The organism is Campylobacter subantarcticus LMG 24377, assembly GCF_000816305.1.
GTDB lineage: Bacteria > Campylobacterota > Campylobacteria > Campylobacterales > Campylobacteraceae > Campylobacter_D > Campylobacter_D subantarcticus.
Genome location: NZ_CP007773.1, coordinates 1,470,440 through 1,489,138, shown reverse-complemented (window position 1 = coordinate 1,489,138; position 18,699 = coordinate 1,470,440). Strand labels below are relative to the sequence as shown.

Below are 18,699 nucleotides of genomic sequence, written 5' to 3'. Positions count from 1 at the left end.
AAAAAGGAGTATTTATGGAAAATAAATTTATTTTAAATTCTGAAATTTCAAAGAATTTAGGAGATAACTCTCAAATTTGGGAAAATATCTTTGCAAATAAAGAATGGGGTAAATATCCAAGTGAATATTTGATACGCTTTATAGCCAGAAATTTTTATAATGTTTCTAATAGAAAAGATATTAATATCTTAGAACTAGGACTTGGCACAGGAGCAAATTTATGGTTTTGTGCAAGAGAAGGTTTTAGTGTAAGTGGAATAGAGTGGAGTCAAAATGGAGTAGATAGATTTTTAAAAAGAATGAAAGAAGAAAATTTATTAAGCTTTATAAAAGATATAAAAATTGGTGATTATTTTGAAAAATTAGATGAATTTGAAGATGAGAGTTTTGACTGTTTTATAGATAATTATTCTTTAGCTTATAATGATTTTGATAAAACAAAACAAATTATTGAAAAAGTTATGAAAAAATTAAAACCCAAAGCTAAATTTATTTCGGCAACGCCAAGTTTTAATAATCTTGGATTTTATTATGATGAAAATTTAGCTTATCATACTTGTAAGCCTACTCAAGGTCCTGATGCTTTTACTGGGGAAATTAGATATTGTGATGATGAAGATATTGTATCATTATATAATGGAGCAAATTATAAAGTTGATTGTGTTAAAACTTTAATTTCAAAAGAAAAAGATATTGTAGAAAAAGAGCTTTATATCATAGAAGGAAGTAAATTGTAAATAGTTAAAATTTTGGTAATTACTAATTATTAAAGGTAAAATAATGCAGTTTAATAATGATATTTATCTTAATGAAAATTATGTGAAATTGTATGGAGAAGTGTTTGTCTTTGAAAATTTCGATGGTGATAAATATTTTAAAATCATTGCAAATAAATATCCAATAAAATCTTCTAAATATTTTGATTTACAAAGCGTATATGGTTATGGGGGGGGGTTATCTTGTAATAGCAATGATGAAAATTTTATCAAGCAAAGTATAATAAAATTTAAAAACACCGCCAAAGAACAAAATATCATAGCCTTTTTTATCAGATTTCATCCTTTTGATTTAAACATAGATATTTATAAAAAATATTTAAATTTTTTTAGACAAGAAAAAAAGATAATCATAGTAGATACCTCAAATACGATTATCCAAATTCGAAAACAATATAAAAAAAAGAACAAATACGCTATTAATCAAGCTAGAAGATTGATTGAAATTTTACAATGTGATAAAAATGAAACATTAAGTTTTTATGAACTTTATCAAAAAACTATGCTAAGAAATAATGCCAGTAAATTTTATTTTTTTGATAAAGAATATTTTGAAAACTTGTGGAATTTTGAAGATTATGTAGTATTTAAGGCACGATTAAATAATGAAGATATAGCTTTTGCTTCATTTTTCATGGGTGAAGAAATAACTTATTATCATTTCAGTGCAAATACTCTTAAAAATAATGCAAATGCTTTATTGTTAGATCATTTTTTTGAATTTTCAAATCAAAAAGGAAAACAAAAATGTATTTTAGGAGGTGGAATAAAAGATGATGATAGTTTGTTTGCGTTTAAATCAAAATTTTCAAAACAATTTACTTATTTTTGCATAGGTGGAATTGTTATTAATGATGAAGTATATAACAATATGTGTGAAAAATACGATAATAATTATTTTTTAAAATATAGAAATTAGATATTCAAATTTTACAAATTTTAGGTAAGATGATTACAATATTAATGTTAATAGGAAAATTGAATGATATATTGTGATTATTGTGTGATGCCAGATACTAGACCAGGGATTAAATTTAGCAAAGATAGAGATGGCAAAAATATTTGCTCAGCTTGTATCAATCATAAAAATAAAGAAAAAATTGATTATGAAGCTAGATTTAAAGAGTTAGAAGATCTTTGTGATAAATATAGAAGAATGAATGGAAAATATGAATATGATTGTGCTATAGCTGTAAGTGGTGGCAAAGATTCTCACTTTCAAGTGCATATCATGAAAGAAAAACTAGGTATGAATCCTATTTTATTTAGCGTAGAAGATAATTTTACTATGACTGAAGCTGGTAAGAAAAATTTAAAAAATATTTCTGAAGAATTTGGTTGTCATCTTATAAGTTTAAAACCTGATATAAAAACTCAAAAAAAGTTATGTTGAAAACCTTTGAAAAGTATGGAAAACCAACTTGGTTTATAGATAGACTGATATATTCTTATCCTTTTGCTATGGCTTTGAAATTTAACACCTCGTTGCTTGTTTATGGAGAAAATGTATCTTATGAGTATGGTGGAAGTGATGGTGTGGAGACTCCAAGTGCAAGTGGTATTTTTTTAAATGGGGTAGCAAGTGATTTGGATATTAATGAATTTATAGATGATGAAATAAAAGAAGAAAATTTGCAGTTGTTTTTTAATCCTAGTAAAGATGATATTGGGAAGTTAGATCCTATATATTTAAGTTATTTTATCAAGTGGAATTCTTATTCTAATTATATTTTTGCTAAAAGTAGGGGTTTTAGTGATTTGCAAGGTGAATGGGATAGGACTCATTGTGCTGAAAATTTTGATCAAGTAGATAGTATAGCTTATATTATACATGCTTGGATGAAATATCCTAAATTTGGCCATGCTATGGCTAGTGATTATGCTGCTAGATTTGTAAGATATGGTATGTTAAGTAGAGAAGAAGCTATAAAAATAGTAAAACAAAAAGATCATAATTTAGATAATAGATGTGTGGAAGATTTTTGTAGTTTTTTAGGAATTTCAAAAGCTAATTTTTGGCAAATAGCGCAAAAGCATTATAATAAAGATTTATTTTATATAAATGAATTTGGAGAATATAAATTAAAATATCAATTATAATAAAGGATTAATCATGATTTCATCTTTAAAAGCCTATGACAAAAAATATGAACAAGGTTATGGAGTAGTGTATCCAGATGGTCATATAATAAGATTTTATGAAAGAATTTTAAAATATAAGTTAAATAAAACTAGTGGAAATATGCTAGATTTTGGTTGTGGTAACGGTACTCATTGTGCTTATTTTAAAAGCAAGGGTTTTAAGCCTTTTGGGATAGATATAGTGTCAAGTATAAAAGATAATTGGAAAAAATTATCACTAGGGGGGGGGATGCATATAATAGAGCCAAATTCTAGTTTTAAGCATCTTTTTCAAGATAAAATGGATTTAATTTTTGCTAACCAAAGCTTGTATTATATACCATCTAAACAATTGCAAAATACTATAAATGAATTTTATGATTTGTCCAATGATGGTGCAATTTTCTTTGCAAGTATGATGAGCACTAAAAATGGTTATTATAAACATTCTATAAAACAAGAAAATAGTGATTTAAGAAAGGTTATTTTAAATGGTAGATTAAAAGAAGAAAGTTATATAAATTTCATAGAAAAAGCACAAGACATGATAACTTTGTTTAAACCATTTAAAACTTTATATTTAGGAGAATATAATCCTATTAATATTTTTGATTTTGAAGATGAAGGAAGTGCTCATCATTTTATATATATTGGAATAAAGGAATAAAATGCAAAAAACCATAATCATAGCTGAAGCTGGAGTTAATCATAATGGCAATATTAATATAGCTAAAAAACTCATTGAAGTAGCTAGTGAAGCTGGGGCTGATTTTGTAAAATTTCAAACTTTTGTAGCTGAAAATTGTATAAGCAAAAATGCCAAAAAAGCAGAGTATCAACTCCAAGCTACTGATGAAAATCAAAGCCAGCTTGATATGGTTAAAAAATTAGAACTTTCTAAACAAGATCATGAAATTTTAATAGAACATTGTAAAAAATTTAATATTAAATTTCTTTCTACTGCTTTTGATTTAGAAAGTATAGATTTACTTGTGGAACTTGGAGTGGAAATTTTCAAAATACCAAGTGGAGAAATAACTAATCTTCCTTATTTAAAAAAGATTGCTAGTTTTAATAAAAAGATTATTTTATCTACTGGCATGTCTACACTAGATGAAATTAAAAGCGCTATAAAGATTTTGGAGCAAAATGGCACCCAAAGAGATAAAATCACTATTTTACATTGTAATACTGAATATCCCACTCCTTTTGAAGATGTAAATTTAAATGCTATGCAAACTTTAAAAAAAACCTTTTGCTTGCCCGTAGGATATTCTGATCATACTTTGGGAGTAACTATACCTATAGCAGCTGTAGCTATGGGAGCTTGTGTGATAGAAAAGCATTTTACTTTAGATAAGAGCATGTTGGGACCTGATCATAAAGCATCTTTGGAGCCTGATGAGTTAAAGATTATGGTAAAGGCTATAAGAGATTTGGAGCAAGCTTTTGGAGATGGAATTAAAAAACCTAGCAAGAGTGAAGATAAAAATAAAAATATAGCGAGAAAATCACTAGTAGCTAAAAAAGCTATAAAAAATGGCGAATATTTTAGTGAAGAAAATTTAACCACAAAGCGACCAGGAAATGGAATTTGTGCCATGAATTATGATAGATATTTAGGTAAAATTGCACAAAGAAACTATAGTGAAGATGAGTTGATTGATGAGTAGAAAAATTTGTGTTGTTAGTGGTACTAGAGCCGAGTGGTATTTGCTAAAAAGACTGTGTGAATGTATAGATCAAGATGATGAATTAACACTGCAACTTGTTGTTACAGCAGCTCACTTGAGTAAAGATTTTGGCTTTACTTACCAAGAAATTGAAAAAGAATTTAAAGTTGATAAAAAAATCCCAATATTGCTATCTAATGATGATAAAATAAGTATTTGTAAAAGCATGGGGCTTTTGCAAATTTCACTTTGTGAGGCTTTTGAAGAGTTGAAACCTGATATGGTAGTAATATTAGGTGATCGATATGAAATGCTCTCTTGTGCTAGTACCTGCTTGCTTATGCAAATCCCTTTAGCGCATCTTTGTGGAGGTGAGCTTACTTTGGGAGCCATTGATGATAGTATAAGACATGCTATTAGTAAAATGGCGCATTTGCATTTTGTTAGCACGCAAAATTATGCAAATAGGATTTTACAGCTTGGAGAAAGCAAGGAGAGGGTTTTTAATGTGGGGTCTTTAGGAGGAGAAAACATTAAAAATATGATTTTTTTAAGTAAAAATGAATTACAAAAAGAATTAAATTTAACCTTTAATAAAAATATATATTTAATAACCTATCATCCTCAAACAATACAAACAACAAGTGTAGAAGAAGAAGTGAGATTACTGCTTGATTTTTTAGATAGTTTGGAGAATTCTACTTTGATTTTCACTAAAGCAAATGCTGATGAAAATGGTTTGTTTATTAATAAGCTTTTGGAAAAATACTGCATAAAACAATCTCACAAGGCACGTTTGTTTGACAATTTAGGCTCTAAAAGATACTTGAGTTTGATGAAAATATCAAGCATGTTAATAGGGAATAGTTCTAGTGGAATTTGCGAAAGTCCTTTTTTTAAAATTCCTTGTATTAATATAGGCAATAGACAAGAAGGGAGAATTTTTGCAGATAATATCATAAATTGTGATATTTATCATTTAAAACAAGCATTTTTGTATACTAACACCAAAGAGTATCAAGAAAAACTAAAAAATTTTACCAATCCTTTTGAATGCAAAGAAGATAATACAAGTGTGATGATAAAAGATATCATAAAAAACATATCTTTGGAAAAAATTTTATATAAAAAATTCGTGGATATGCAATGAGTATCGAAAAATTAAAACTTACTAAAAATGCAAGTATACAAGAAGCCTTAAAAACCATAGGCAATGAACGTGTCAGAATAGCTTTAGTGGTAGAAAATAATAAATTTTTAGGTGTAATTAGTGATTCAAACATTAGAAGAGCTTTGCTCAATGGTCAAAAGCTTGAAGACAGCATAGAGACAATTTATACTAAAAATTCTTTAACTATAAAAGAAAATACAAGCAAAGAGTATCTTTTAAAATTAGCTAGTCAAACAGATGTTTATGATTTTCCGGTTTTAAATGATAATAATGAAGTCATAGCTATAAAGTCAATTGCTTCAGTGCTTAAAGAGAAAAGCTTTGAAAATGAAGTGGTGTTAATGGTGGGTGGTCTTGGAAGTAGATTGGGTGAGCTTACCAAAGATACTCCAAAACCCATGTTGAAAGTAGGAAAAAAACCTATACTTGAAAATATTGTTTTAAATTTTAAAGAGCAAGGTTTTAAAAAATTTATATTTTGTGTAAATTATAAAAAAGAAGTTATTTGTGATTATTTTCAAGATGGTAAGAATTTGGGAGTTGAAATCACTTATATCAAAGAAAAACAAAAGCTTGGAACCGCCGGAGCTTTGTCTTTGGTGCAAGATATAAAAAACACTTTCATTGTGATGAATGGAGATATTTTAACTAAACTTGATTTTGAAAAGCTTATTAAAGAGCATAAAAAAAGTAAAGCGGTGATGAGTGCAGTGCTTAGAGAATTTGAGCACCAAATTCCTTACGGTGTTGTGAAAGTTTTTAATCACTACATAGAAGATATCGAAGAAAAGCCTGTGCAAAAATTTTTAGTGAGTGCTGGAATTTATGTATTAGAACCAGAGGTTTTAAAGTATATTGATAAAAACACATATTTTGATATGCCAAATTTAATAAAGTCTTTGCTAGGGCAAAAGTTAAAAATTAATTCTTATTTATTAGAAGATTATTGGATTGATATAGGTAGGCTTGAAGAGTATGAAAAAGCAATAGTGGATTTTCAATGAAAGCATTAATTATTGGGTATGGTAGCATAGGAAGAAAACATCATTTGGCTTTAGAGTGTTTGGGGTTTAAGGTAAGTATTGTCTCAAAAAGCTATGATAAAAATAAAATTGAGTGTTTTAAAGAACTATATGAGGCAAATTTGGAAACTTTTGATTTATTTGTGATTGCAAATATTACAGTTGATCATTATCACACTTTAAAAGCGATTGATAGTAAAGTAGAAAATAAAACTATTTTGGTAGAAAAACCTCTTTTTGAAACTTTTAAAACTTGTCATTTAAGTGGTAAAAATGATATTTTCGTAGCCTATTTATTGCGTTTTCATCCTTTGATTTTGGATCTAAAAAAAATTATACAACAAGAACCTCATATCTATTTCGCAGAATTAAACTGCTCTTCTTATTTGCCAAATTGGAGAGATTGTGATTATCGGTTTAATTATAGCGCTAAAAAAGAGTTAGGCGGTGGGGTGTTGTTGGATTTATCGCACGAACTAGATTTGGCATTTTTTATGTTCGGTAAACCACAACTTCTCTATGCGCAAAATTTAAAAATTTCAGAACTTGAGATCAATAGTGATGATTTTGCGTTTATGTCCTTAAAATCAAAAGATAGTTTGATGCATATTAAACTTGATTATTTTTCCAAATTAACTAAAAGAGAGATTATATTGCATTCGCATACAAAAACTTATCATGCAGATTTGATTGATAATAAATTACATATATATGATAAAAATGCTTTGTTAGAAACAAAAGAATATCAAAGTGATACAAATAAAGTATTGATCAATCTTTATAAAAAAGTTTTAAAAAGAGATGATAGTGTTTGTAAATTTAATGAAGCTTTAGAAGTTTTAAGATTGAGTGATGAGGTTAAAAGGAGAGTAGATGGGTGATGTTTTGTGTACCATATGTGCAAGAGGTGGAAGTAAGGGAGTAAAAAATAAAAATATTAAAAAAATTAATAATTTAGAGTTAATAGCATATAGTATTATCCAGGCTAAAAATTCTAATTTATTTGATCATATTGTAATCAGTACAGATAGTGATGATATAGCTGAAGTTGCCTTAAAGTATGGTGGAGAAGTTTTTTTTAAAAGAGATGAAAATCTGGCAAAAAATGATAGTGCTAAATTACCTGTTATAAAAGATGCTTTGTTAAAAAGTGAAGAATATTTTAATACCAAATTTGACACTATAATAGATCTTGATGCTTCTGCACCTTTGCGAAATAGTAAAGATATTTGCAAAGCATATGAGCTTTTTAAACAAGAAAAAAAATCAAATTTAATCACAGCTACTCCAGCAAGACGCAATCCATATTTTAATCTAATAGAAGTAGATAATAATGAGGTAAAAAAATCCAAAGAAGGAAATTTTACTACGCGTCAAAGTGCTCCAAAATGTTATGATATGAATGCTAGTATTTATATTTTTACTAGAGAGAAATTACTAAAAAATGATACTTTGTTTGGGAAAGATACGAGTTTGTATATAATGGATGAAAAAACAGCTTTTGATATAGATAGTGAGTTTGATTTTGAAATAGTTGAATTTTTAATCAAAAAGGCTAATTTAAAACAGGAAGATTTTTAATGATTAAAGATAAAGTAGTATTTATAATAGGAGCATGTGGCCGTATAGGGAGTGCTTTGAGCAAGGCGTGTTTAGAGCATAATGGAAAAATTATCATTGCAGATATTAACGAGGAAAAATTATCTCACTTAGTATTAAAATTAAATAATAAAGAACGCATTTTAAGCAAAAAAATTGATATAAATGATCAAAAAGCAATTGAAGATTGTTTAAAAGAAGCTATTTTAAAATTTGGAAAAATTGATGCTTTTGTTAATTGTGCTTATCCTATGAGTAAAGATTGGGGGAAAATTGCTTATTATGAAGCAAGTTATGAACAAATTTGTGAGAGTTTGAATTTACATTTAGCTAGTTTTATTTTTGTGGCTAATACAATGGCGAAATTTTTTAAAAAGCAAGGCTTTGGAAATATTATTAATTTAAGTTCAATTATGGGTGTGTATGCCCCTAAATTTGAAAATTATAAAGGAACTTCTATGCAAAGTTCTTTAGAATATAGTGTGATTAAAGCTGGTATTAATCATCTTGGCGTTTGGCTTGCTAAGGAGCTTTTTAATACAAACATAAGAGTAAATAGTGTAGCCTTTGGTGGTATAAAAGACAATCAACCTCAAGTGTTTTTAGATGCTTACAGAAGGTGTTGTGCTTCTAAAGGTATGCTAGATGCTAATGATGTATGTGGGACTTTGATATTTTTAATGTCTGATTATTCTAAATTTATAACAGGACAAACTATAATAGTAGATGATGGATGGGGACTTTGATGAGTATTTTAGAAAATAATATTAATGCAGTATTTGATCATAATTTAAAAGAGCAATTAAAAAAAGTAAATCAAACTTATCAAATAGTGCAAGGTGATGATAATTTAGATATAAATATCATAGACGGGGGGGGGTATAGGCTTTATGATAAGCCGTTAGAAGAATTAAATAAAACATTAAATTTATACAATGATAAATATCTTTTATATCCTGTATTGTTCTTTTATGGTTTTGGAAATGGAATTTTATACAAAGCTCTTTTGCAAAATCTAAATCATAAGATTATTTTAGTATTTGAACCTGATGTAAATATAATCTATACTATGTTTAAAATGATAGATTTTTCTAAGGAATTAAAAGAAAATAGATTATTACTACTAGATCCAAATAATGAAAATATCAATGATTTAAAAAATTTGTTTTTAAACAATTTGATATTTAATTTTTTAAGGACCTATTTTTTAGAGATACATTGTGATTATTATGATGACAAGTATCAAGAAGAAATTTTAAAATTAAATTCTTTAATACAAGATGCTATAAAAGAAAATATAATTTCTATTGGTGATGATCCATTGGATACTTTACAAGGTATAAAACATTTTATACAAAATATTCCTAAAATGATAGCCAATCCAAGCTATAAAGAATTATTAAATAAAAGAAAAAATTTAAGCGAGACAGCTATAATAGTTTCAACAGGTCCTAGCTTAACTAAACAACTTTCACTTTTAAAACAATATCAAAACAAAGCTAGTATATTTTGTGCTGATAGTGCTTACCCTATACTTGCAAAAGCAAATATTAAACCTGATTATGTTTTTTCACTCGAGAGAACTGATTTTACTAGTGAATTTTTTAATCATGATTTTGGTGAATTTGATAAAGATATATTATTTGTTATTAAATCAGTTACTCATCCAAATACTATTAAGTATTTAGAAAAAAATAAAAGAAAATATATGATAGTTTCAACTCCAGAATATTTTTTTAAATATTGCTCTTTAAATGATTTTGGGTATTTTAACATGGGATGGAGTGTTGCTCATATGGCCTGTTATTTATCAGTTCATTTAAAACATAGCAATATAATATTTATTGGGCAAGATTTAGCCTATAATGATATAGGAGAATCCCATCCAAAAGATTATCAAAATTCATCAACTTTCGAAACTGATACCTATGAACATATAGATGTGTTAGGGTATGGTGGAATAGGCTATGTTAAAACACATAAAACATGGATTTTTTTTAAAAAAATACTTGAAAATGATATTCTTACCTTTAATAAGATGAATATAAAAATTTATAACTGTACTGAGGGTGGAGCAAGAATAAATGGAACCATTGAAGAGCCTTTTAAGCAAGTATGTGAAAAATTATTAAAAAAAGATTTGAATAAGCCTTTTATAAAACTTGAAAATTTAAATTTAAATAAACAAAATGAATTATTATTAAAAGCATATTTCAAAATTATAAAAAGCATTAGACAATATGAAAATTTAAAAAAAGAATTATGCGAAAGAAATATATCTATAAATAAAAATTTATTACATATTGATAATTTAGATATTCAAAATTCTATACATATGTTTGAATTCATATTAAAACAAATTGATGCAATTAAAACTAGCATATATCGCTGTGGTTTGTTGAATGGACCTTTAATCAGACAATTTGAATTAAATTTAGCAAGAATTTATGTGTTAAATCCAAAAACACAAGAAGATAGCTACAATAAATCAATGCTTTGGATAAAAGAACATCTAGATTGGATAAAATTAATCATAGCTCATATAGATTCTCAAAAAGAAGTTTTACAAAGAAGTGTAGTTACAACTAAAGATGAGCTTATAGAAAAAGGTTTTCTAAATTTAGTAGAAAAAATCGAGCAAAGAACTTTAAGAAATGTTAATTTTTGATATTTTATAATCTATTTTTTAAATTTATTAAATCCATTTCAAAAATTTCAAGTAATTTTTCATTAAATTTTTTATAATTATATGAGAGCTTTTTTATAAGCTCAAAACTTCTTTTTTTATCTTTATAATTTTGCCATAAAATTTCTTTATTTTTGTTTTCATATCTACCATTTTCATTAAATTCATAGCGGTATATGCATTCTTTTGATATAAAAAAACTTTCACTTAGCATAAAATTTATATAGTTAAAAAGCACATCCTCCCCATAACAAAGTCTTTCTTTGAAATCAATATATTCAAAGCTTTTTAAAATCAAATTTTTTCTATATACTTTTGCCCAAACACTCCAGCAAAAATGTTTTTGCCTAAGTAAAAATTCCAAAAATTCATCTTTATTAAAAAGCTCATCTTGCTTAAATCTATAAAATTTTTTAAATTTCACCCTATGCACATATGCATCAAATACTACCATATCGATATTTTGTATTTTTTCAAGCCCAAGCTCGCAAGCATTAAGCTCTAGATAATCATCAGGATCTAAAAACATGATAAAATCTGATTTTGCATTTAACACACCTATATTTCTACTAGCAAAAGTTCCTAAATTCTCTTCATTGTGTATGATTTTTATTCTATCATCTTTACTAGCATATTCTTTAGCTATATCTATACTTCTATCATTACCAAGGTCATCTACTACAATGATTTCTATGTCTTTAAAAGTTTGGTTAATACAACTTTCTAATGCTCTAGCTATATACTTTTCTACATTATAAGTTGGCAGTATGATAGAAATTTGACTCATTTTAGCTCTTTATTTTTGATATAATTATAGCTTTTATTTTAAGGAAAATCATGAATATTTTTATCAACCTTCCTACTTGGCTTGGTGATGCAGTGATGGCTAGTGCAGCTATTTATGCTATAAAAGAAAAATATCCCCAAGCTAAATTTACTTTTTATGGTTCTTTTGTGAGCACAGAGCTTTTTAAACGCTTTGAAAATGCTCAAGTCTTAGTAGAAAATAAAAAGCAAAGATATAGACAAATTTTAAAAGCTAGAAAAAACCTTGGCAAATTTGATCTAGCTTTTTCATTTCGCTCGGCATTTTCAAGCAAGATTATTTTAAGTCTAATCAAAGCAAAAAAAAGATTTTATTTTGATAAAAATATTCTAAAAGAAGAGCATCAAGTCTCAAAGTACTTAAATTTCACAGAAAAAGCTTTGAATTTTAAAGCCACTTCAAATGTTTTAAAACTCCCTATAAAAGCAAAGTCAACTCGAAAAATTTTAGGTGTAAATGCAGGCGCACATTTTGGAAGTGCTAAAAGATGGGAAGCAAGCTATTTTGCCCAAGTTGCAAAAGAATTTAGCTTCACCCATCAAATTTTAATCTTTGGGATAGAAAGAGAGAGAGAAATTTGTAATGAAATTGAACATTTACTTTCAAAAGCAGGTATAAAGGCAAAAAATCTTTGTGGTAAAACCAGCATTTATACTTTATGTAAAAACATTTCTATGCTTGATTTGCTCATCACAAACGACAGCGGTCCTATGCATATAGGTGCAGTTTATGGGGTGAAAACAGTAGCTATTTTTGGATCAACCAAATTCAGTCAAACCTCACCTTGGCAAGAAAACGCTAAGATAGCTCATCTTGATCTAGTTTGTATGCCTTGCATGCAAAAAGTTTGCCCTTTAAAACACCACAAATGTATGAAAGAATTAAAACCCGAAGTGGTAATAAATTTAGCAAAAGCATTTTTTTAGTGTATTTTTCCTTATGATTTGGGCTTAAACTCTTGCAAAAGCTTGATAAATGTGTTAAACTTAACAATCATTTTTAATCAAGGAGCTTTTTATGACTAAAGCAGATTTTATTTCTCAAGTTGCTCAAACTGCTGGGCTAACTAAAAAAGATGCAACTGCAGCTACTGATGCAGTAATTGCTACTATTACTGATGTGTTAGCTAAAGGTGATAGCATTAGCTTTATCGGTTTTGGTACATTTTCTGTAGCTGAAAGAGCTGCTAGAGAAGCTAGAGTGCCAAGCACTGGTGCTACTATCAAAGTACCTGCTACTAAAGTTGCTAAATTTAAAGTAGGTAAAAACCTTAAAGACGCAGTTGCTGCTGCTAAAACTGCTAAAAAAGCTAAAAAATAATTCTTACGCAAAAGTTTTTTAGCTTTTGCGTTTTTCTTCATAGATTATGCATTAATTTTCTTTTGATATTGTTTTTAAAAATATTAAAGGAAGACCAATGTCAGTTTATAATAATATCTTAGATTGTATAGGTAATACCCCGATTATCTCTTTAAAAGAATTTGCTCCAAATCTTTATGCTAAATGTGAGTATTTTAACCCAAGCCATTCTATAAAAGATAGAGCAGCTTTAGAGATGATAAAACAAGCTTTAGAAGAAGGTAAGATTAACAAAGAAACAACGATTATAGAAGCCACAAGTGGAAATACAGGCATAGCTTTGGCAATGATTTGTGCAAGTTTGAAATTAAAATTAGTCATCGCAATGCCTGAGTCTATGAGTATTGAGCGTAGAAAAATGATGAGTTTTTTTGGTGCAAAACTAGAGCTTACTCAAGCAAGCAAAGGTATGCAAGGAGCACTTGATAGAGTCAATGAGCTTTTGAGTGAAATTCCAAATTCATTTATGATAAGCCAATTTGAAAATATTAACAATAAAAATGCTCACAGAAAAAACACAGCTTTGGAAATTTTAAAAACTTTACCTGATCTTGATATTTTTTTGGCAGGTTTTGGTACGGGTGGGACTATTAGTGGGGTAGGAGAAATTTTAAAAAAACACAATCCTAATATCAAAATCATTGCTTTAGAGCCTGCAGCTTCTCCACTTTTAAGTCAAAACAAAGCTGCAAGTCATAAAATTCAAGGTATAGGAGCTAATTTTATCCCTAAAATTTTAAATCAAAAAATCATAGATGAGATAGTTTGTGTAAGCAATGAAGATGCTATAAATACAGCCTTAGAGCTAGGTAAAAATGGTATCATGGCAGGAATTTCAAGTGGGGCAAATGTTTTTATGGCTAGAAAAATTGCCTTAGAAAATCCTGACAAAAAAGTCTTGACTATGCTAAATGATACAGCCGAGAGGTATTTATCAACTGATTTATTCGCAAATTTATAATTAGGAGTATGTATGAGTCAAAATAATGAACATTTTGATTTAGATCTTGAAAGGGCGATTTTGAGTTCTTGTATATATAGTGAAGATTCTTTTTTTAGTATTTCTTCTGATATTGAAGTTAATGATTTTTCACTCAAAGCTCATCAAGATATTTACAAAGCGATTTTAGCTTGTGTGAATGCAGGTGAGCCAATAAGTGCAAGTTTTATAAGAAAACATAAAAAAATAGATGAGCAGATTTTAGCTGAAGTTTTAGCCACTACTTCCATAGCAGATGTGAGTAAATACGCATATGAATTAAGAGAAAAATCCATTAGGCGTCAGCTTTTAAATTTTGCTTATACTATACCTTCAAGGGTAAATGAAGATAAAAGTATTTCTCAAATTTCAGATGAAATAGGCAAAGAAATTTTCAATCTTACTAACCGTGTAAATAGCAATAATATTAAAGATATGACTATGGTTATGTCTGAACTTATGGATGAGTTTAAAAAGCAAAAAGAGGCTGAAAATAAAGATATTCTAGGACTTGATACAGGCTTTAGTGAGCTTAATAAAATGACAAAAGGCTTTAAACCCGGCGATCTTGTAATCATCGCAGCACGTCCAGGTATGGGAAAAACTACAATTTGTTTAAATTTTATAGAAAAAACGTTAAGGCAAAATAAAGGTGTTGTGATGTTTTCACTAGAAATGCCTGCTACGCAAATCATGCAAAGATTAATCAGTGCAAAAACTTCCATTCCTTTGCAAAAAATTCTCATTGCAGATTTAAACGATGATGAGTGGAGTAGGGTGGGTGATGCTTGTAATGAATATGCGCAAAAAAATCTTTATATTTACGATAGCGGCTATGCTAGCATAGCAGATATTCGTTCGATTTTACGCAAAATTAAAGCTCAAGATGAAAATATTGAGCTTTGCGTAGTTGATTATATCGGTCTTATGATGAGTAATTCAGCTTTCAATGATAGACATTTACAAGTGAGTGAAATTTCAAGAGGTTTGAAACTTTTAGCAAGAGAATTAAATATGCCAGTGGTTGCGCTTTCGCAATTAAATCGTTCATTAGAAAGTAGAGCTAACAAGCGTCCTATGCTTAGCGATCTGAGAGAAAGTGGTGCTATCGAGCAAGATGCAGACACGATTTTATTTGTATATAGAGATGAGGTTTATAGAGAGCAAGAAGAAAAAGAAAGAGAAAATAAAGCCAAAAATGAAGGCAAGACTTATGAGAGGAAATTTATGTCAAACCCTGTGCAAGAAAAAGCTGAGCTTATTATAGGTAAAAATAGAAATGGCCCTGTGGGACACGTGGATTTGCTTTTTTTAAAAGAAAAATCGTGCTTTATTGAAGCTCCAAAAGAAGATTTTATGGTTACAAACTTTGAAGGTTAATTCAAAGGATAACCATAATTTCTATGCATAAAAAGTTCTAAATCTTTAAAATCGATTTTCCCCATTAATTCTTCTACGAGTTGTTTATATACTATTTTTCTATCTTTGACTACAAAAGCTGCTCTTGCTAATCCTGCAAATATACTATTATTTATTAACACTCCATAATTAGTACCAAAATCTTTAAAGGCAAAATCACTTGCGGTTGTAATGTTATCAATCCCTTCAGTAGCACAAAAACGATCCATAGCAAAAGGTAGATCCATACTAATAATAATAACTTCAATATTTTTCATAGAAGTTAATCTTTTGTTGGTTTCTTTTGCTTGTTTAGAGCATACTTGAGTGTCTAAGCTAGGAAAGGTTAATAAAATTTGAGTTTTACCAGGTGGTGCTATTTCTACTGGAGCTAGGTTTTTGGTTCTTAGAGTTACTCTTGGAGCATTATCGCCAACTTCTAGTTCAACTCCTGCAAGTTCTATGTTTTGATCTTTGTATTTAATACTTGACATAATTCCCCTTTTTTTTATAATAAAATCATTTTTGCCAAAAGCAAAAAGCTAAAAAATCCTAATCCATCTGTGATAGCTGTGATCACTACACTTGAACCTACTGCAGGATCGATTTTAAATTTTTTCAATGTTAATGGTACAAAAGATCCTACAAAACCAGCTAAAGCAAGATTAATTAACATAGATAAAGCTATCACAAGTCCTAAAAGAGCAGTTTTAAACCATACAAAAGCTATGATACTCATAATACTTGCAAATACTAAACCATTTAGCAGAGAAATTCCGCTTTCTCTTAAGATGACTTTTTTAGCGTCTTTAAATTCTACTTCATTGAGTGAGAGTTTTCTAACGGTTACTGCTAAAGCTTGCGAGCCTGTGTTACCTCCCATAGAAGCTACGATAGGCATAAGTACTGCTAGGGCTACAAGCTGTTCTATTTCACCTGAAAAAAGACTAATAATATTAGCTGAGATTAATGAGGTAGTAAGATTAATCATTAGCCAAAATGCTCTTGCTTTGGCTGCTTTAAAAGCGCTTTCTTCTTCAGCATCTTCATCAACTCCAGCTAGATTGTAAATTTGTTCTGTTGCATTTTCTTGGATCAAATCATGGATATCATCATAGGTAATTCTACCTAAAAGCACTCCATTATCATTTACAACCGCTAAAACACTCAAATCATAATCTTCTACCAAATCAATAGCTTTTTGTATATCTTCATGATCTTTAATACTGTAGCTTTTGTACTTTTCGTCATTATTTTTAATGATATCTGCAAAACTTAGTTTAAAATCCCAAAGTAAAAGATCGCTTAAGTTGATTGCATTGCAAAGTTTTCCATAGCCATCTATGATGTAAACTTGAAAAATTTGATCTACCCGGCCTGAGTGCTTTAAAATTCTATATCTTTTTATCGCTTTTTCTATACTTTCATCAATAGAAGCGGTAAAAATTTCTGTTTGCATATAAGCACCTGCGGTATTTTCATCGTAATTTTTAAGACGTAGAATTTCTTCCTTATTTTCAGAGCTTAAGCGGTTTAAAATAGCTAAAGTTTTTTGTGGATTTAGCTCTTCAAAACGCTTAATTAAGTCAGTCGCATCATCACTTTCAAGTTCTTCAACTGCCTTAGCAATCTTTATAATGCTTAAGTGTTCTAAAATATCCTCTAATATATGTTCAGGCGTTATAGTAGCTACATTTGCAAGTGTTTGGGTGTCAAAAGATTTAAGGGTTTGAAGATAAAGTTCTTCATCATATCTTTTGATAGTCTTTAGAGCTTCATTGGTTTTATGGGTACTTTGATCTTTAGAAATATTTTTTAAAAGTTCTTGCGCTTCTAAAAAATCATTTATCATCTCAAAGCTCCATAGAATTTTCTATATTTTGTTCTTTTGGTGGATTTTGATAGTTTTCATCTACACTTTGCAAACGGTTTTCATATTCTTTTACCATTTTTAAAAATTCTTCTTTGTTTTTTCCACTTAGGCTTGATTTTGGAATTTTAACTATGGTTTCAGGATTGATTGCTTTATTATTGAGATAAAGTCCAAAATGCAAATGTGGGCCAGTACTCATACCAGTAGAGCCTACATAAGCAATTATTTGGCCTTGTTTAACTTTTTGACCACGCTTGATTTTTGCAAAACGGCTAAGATGAGCATATAGGGTCATATAGCCTGATATATGTTTTACCTGTACAACCTTACCATAACCACCTTTGGTTCCAACAAAACTTACAACCCCATCTCCCGCGCTTTTAACCGGAGTGCCTGTTGGAGCAGCATAGTCAATGCCTAAGTGTGCTCTATAGCGTTTTAGTATAGGGTGATATCTTGCTCTAGTGAAGCGATCTGAAATTCTTGTATATTTAACAGGTTTAGTTAAAAAGAAATTTTCAAGTTCTTTTCCTTGGGCATTATAATAGGAATCTTTATATAAAAATACAGAATACTCTTTGCCTCTGATGTTAGCTAAAGCTGCGTGGATGTTGATATCACCAAAAAGTCTTCCTAGTCTTCTTTTTTGCTCATAAATCAAAACAACACTATCGCCTTTTCTAACATTCTTAAAATTAACGGTATTTTTAAAAGCTCTTACCATGGCTCTTGCTAAGGTTACGCTACCGCTTTCATCATAAACATCCTGATAAGCTGAGTTGTTAATAGCTACGCGAATGATTCTTTTTTCTTTAGTGTAAGAAATGGGCGTGAAACTTAATACGAATTTATTATCCGTATTTTTATAAATGTGAATTTGTAAATCATCACTAATAGGGATTAAAACTTGCTCAAGCTCGCCTTGTTCATCTTTTAGCATTTGGTATTTAATACCACTTGCAATTTCTGCGCTTAGCTCTTTGTCTTCAGCATCAAGATTATAATATAAATTGAGTGGTATAGTATGATCTTGTAAAAAGTCAAGTAAAGTTTTGCCATTTTCCCAAGAAAGTTCTTCAATGCTTGAAATAGCAAAAAGCTTCATTGAAATAAGTAAAGTTATGAAAATTTTTTTCATGATATTTTAAGCCTTCTAAAATTTAAACATAAATTTGTATTTTACTTAATTTTTCTTACAATTTTGTAAGGAAAAAAC

18 protein-coding genes and 1 pseudogene are annotated in these 18,699 nt (G+C 28.8%); 15 read left to right on the top strand and 4 right to left on the bottom strand.

The window, feature by feature from the left end:
• The first annotated feature begins 14 nt into the window (after nucleotides 1-14).
• From CSUB8523_RS07645 to CSUB8523_RS07595, 11 genes and pseudogenes are all read left to right on the top strand, one after another.
• The gene (locus tag CSUB8523_RS07645; protein WP_039664422.1) at nucleotides 15-737 is read left to right on the top strand and encodes a class I SAM-dependent methyltransferase; all 723 of its coding nucleotides are present in this window, start codon (nucleotides 15-17) and stop codon (nucleotides 735-737) included.
• A gap of 43 nt (nucleotides 738-780) precedes the next feature.
• Nucleotides 781-1,695 carry a hypothetical protein gene (locus tag CSUB8523_RS07640; RefSeq protein WP_052243692.1) on the top strand — a complete coding sequence of 305 codons (915 nt, stop codon included), beginning with the start codon at nucleotides 781-783 and terminating at the stop codon, nucleotides 1,693-1,695.
• A gap of 63 nt (nucleotides 1,696-1,758) precedes the next feature.
• Nucleotides 1,759-2,876 (top strand): annotated as a pseudogene (locus tag CSUB8523_RS07635) (N-acetyl sugar amidotransferase).
• 13 nt (nucleotides 2,877-2,889) lie between these two features.
• On the top strand, nucleotides 2,890-3,564 hold the full coding sequence (locus CSUB8523_RS07630; RefSeq protein WP_043020108.1) for a methyltransferase domain-containing protein: 675 nt from the start codon (nucleotides 2,890-2,892) through the stop codon (nucleotides 3,562-3,564).
• 1 nt (nucleotide 3,565) lies between these two features.
• Nucleotides 3,566-4,570, top strand: coding sequence for an N-acetylneuraminate synthase (gene neuB / locus CSUB8523_RS07625; RefSeq protein ID WP_043020107.1), 1,005 nt, complete (start codon nucleotides 3,566-3,568; stop codon nucleotides 4,568-4,570).
• Nucleotides 4,560-5,720, top strand: a complete 1,161-nt coding sequence (gene neuC, locus CSUB8523_RS07620) for a UDP-N-acetylglucosamine 2-epimerase (protein WP_148308437.1) — start codon at nucleotides 4,560-4,562, stop codon at nucleotides 5,718-5,720. Before neuB ends, neuC begins: the two co-directional genes overlap by 11 nt.
• Nucleotides 5,717-6,745: a glucosamine-1-P guanylyltransferase gene (locus CSUB8523_RS07615; protein ID WP_043020105.1), complete on the top strand. Its 1,029-nt coding sequence runs from the start codon at nucleotides 5,717-5,719 to the stop codon at nucleotides 6,743-6,745. Before neuC ends, CSUB8523_RS07615 begins: the two co-directional genes overlap by 4 nt.
• Entirely contained in the window at nucleotides 6,742-7,644 is a 903-nt protein-coding gene (locus tag CSUB8523_RS07610; RefSeq protein WP_043020104.1) for a Gfo/Idh/MocA family protein, read from the top strand. The genes CSUB8523_RS07615 and CSUB8523_RS07610 overlap by 4 nt, the downstream gene beginning before the upstream one ends.
• Complete coding sequence (locus tag CSUB8523_RS07605) at nucleotides 7,637-8,344, top strand: flagellin modification protein, acylneuraminate cytidylyltransferase (protein ID WP_043020103.1); 708 nt, start codon at nucleotides 7,637-7,639, stop codon at nucleotides 8,342-8,344. The genes CSUB8523_RS07610 and CSUB8523_RS07605 overlap by 8 nt, the downstream gene beginning before the upstream one ends.
• Nucleotides 8,344-9,108 (top strand): flagellin modification protein PtmA, encoded by a 765-nt coding sequence (gene ptmA / locus CSUB8523_RS07600; protein WP_043020102.1) that lies wholly within the window; start codon nucleotides 8,344-8,346, stop codon nucleotides 9,106-9,108. Before CSUB8523_RS07605 ends, ptmA begins: the two co-directional genes overlap by 1 nt.
• Entirely contained in the window at nucleotides 9,108-11,030 is a 1,923-nt protein-coding gene (locus CSUB8523_RS07595) for a motility associated factor glycosyltransferase family protein (protein WP_235362554.1), read from the top strand. The genes ptmA and CSUB8523_RS07595 overlap by 1 nt, the downstream gene beginning before the upstream one ends.
• Before the next feature lie 4 nt (nucleotides 11,031-11,034).
• On the opposite strand, the gene CSUB8523_RS07590 is transcribed toward CSUB8523_RS07595, so the two are convergent.
• Entirely contained in the window at nucleotides 11,035-11,835 is an 801-nt protein-coding gene (locus tag CSUB8523_RS07590; protein ID WP_043020100.1) for a glycosyltransferase family 2 protein, read from the bottom strand.
• Nucleotides 11,836-11,885: 50 nt separating this feature from the next.
• Between CSUB8523_RS07590 and CSUB8523_RS07585 the strand changes: the two genes are divergently transcribed.
• The 4 genes from CSUB8523_RS07585 to CSUB8523_RS07570 all read left to right on the top strand — a co-directional run bounded on the left by CSUB8523_RS07585 (nucleotide 11,886) and on the right by CSUB8523_RS07570 (nucleotide 15,592).
• Nucleotides 11,886-12,800, top strand: a complete 915-nt coding sequence (locus CSUB8523_RS07585; RefSeq protein ID WP_043020099.1) for a heptosyltransferase II — start codon at nucleotides 11,886-11,888, stop codon at nucleotides 12,798-12,800.
• Between the two features lie 91 nt (nucleotides 12,801-12,891).
• Nucleotides 12,892-13,194: an HU family DNA-binding protein gene (locus CSUB8523_RS07580; RefSeq protein WP_039619003.1), complete on the top strand. Its 303-nt coding sequence runs from the start codon at nucleotides 12,892-12,894 to the stop codon at nucleotides 13,192-13,194.
• A 97-nt stretch (nucleotides 13,195-13,291) separates the two neighbouring features.
• A complete protein-coding gene (cysK, locus tag CSUB8523_RS07575; protein ID WP_043020098.1) occupies nucleotides 13,292-14,194 on the top strand; it encodes a cysteine synthase A in 903 nt (300 codons plus the stop codon).
• Nucleotides 14,195-14,206: 12 nt separating this feature from the next.
• On the top strand, nucleotides 14,207-15,592 hold the full coding sequence (locus CSUB8523_RS07570) for a replicative DNA helicase (protein WP_039664409.1): 1,386 nt from the start codon (nucleotides 14,207-14,209) through the stop codon (nucleotides 15,590-15,592).
• Here the strand turns inward: CSUB8523_RS07570 and tpx are convergent.
• The 3 genes from tpx to CSUB8523_RS07555 are packed head-to-tail and all read right to left on the bottom strand — an operon-like array spanning nucleotide 15,589 to nucleotide 18,621.
• The gene (tpx, locus tag CSUB8523_RS07565) at nucleotides 15,589-16,104 is read right to left on the bottom strand and encodes a thiol peroxidase (RefSeq protein WP_043020097.1); all 516 of its coding nucleotides are present in this window, start codon (nucleotides 16,102-16,104) and stop codon (nucleotides 15,589-15,591) included. The genes CSUB8523_RS07570 and tpx overlap by 4 nt on opposite strands.
• Before the next feature lie 14 nt (nucleotides 16,105-16,118).
• Entirely contained in the window at nucleotides 16,119-17,462 is a 1,344-nt protein-coding gene (gene mgtE, locus CSUB8523_RS07560) for a magnesium transporter (RefSeq protein WP_043020096.1), read from the bottom strand.
• A gap of 1 nt (nucleotide 17,463) precedes the next feature.
• Nucleotides 17,464-18,621, bottom strand: a complete 1,158-nt coding sequence (locus CSUB8523_RS07555) for a M23 family metallopeptidase (RefSeq protein ID WP_043020095.1) — start codon at nucleotides 18,619-18,621, stop codon at nucleotides 17,464-17,466.
• Between the last annotated feature and the right edge of the window lie 78 nt (nucleotides 18,622-18,699).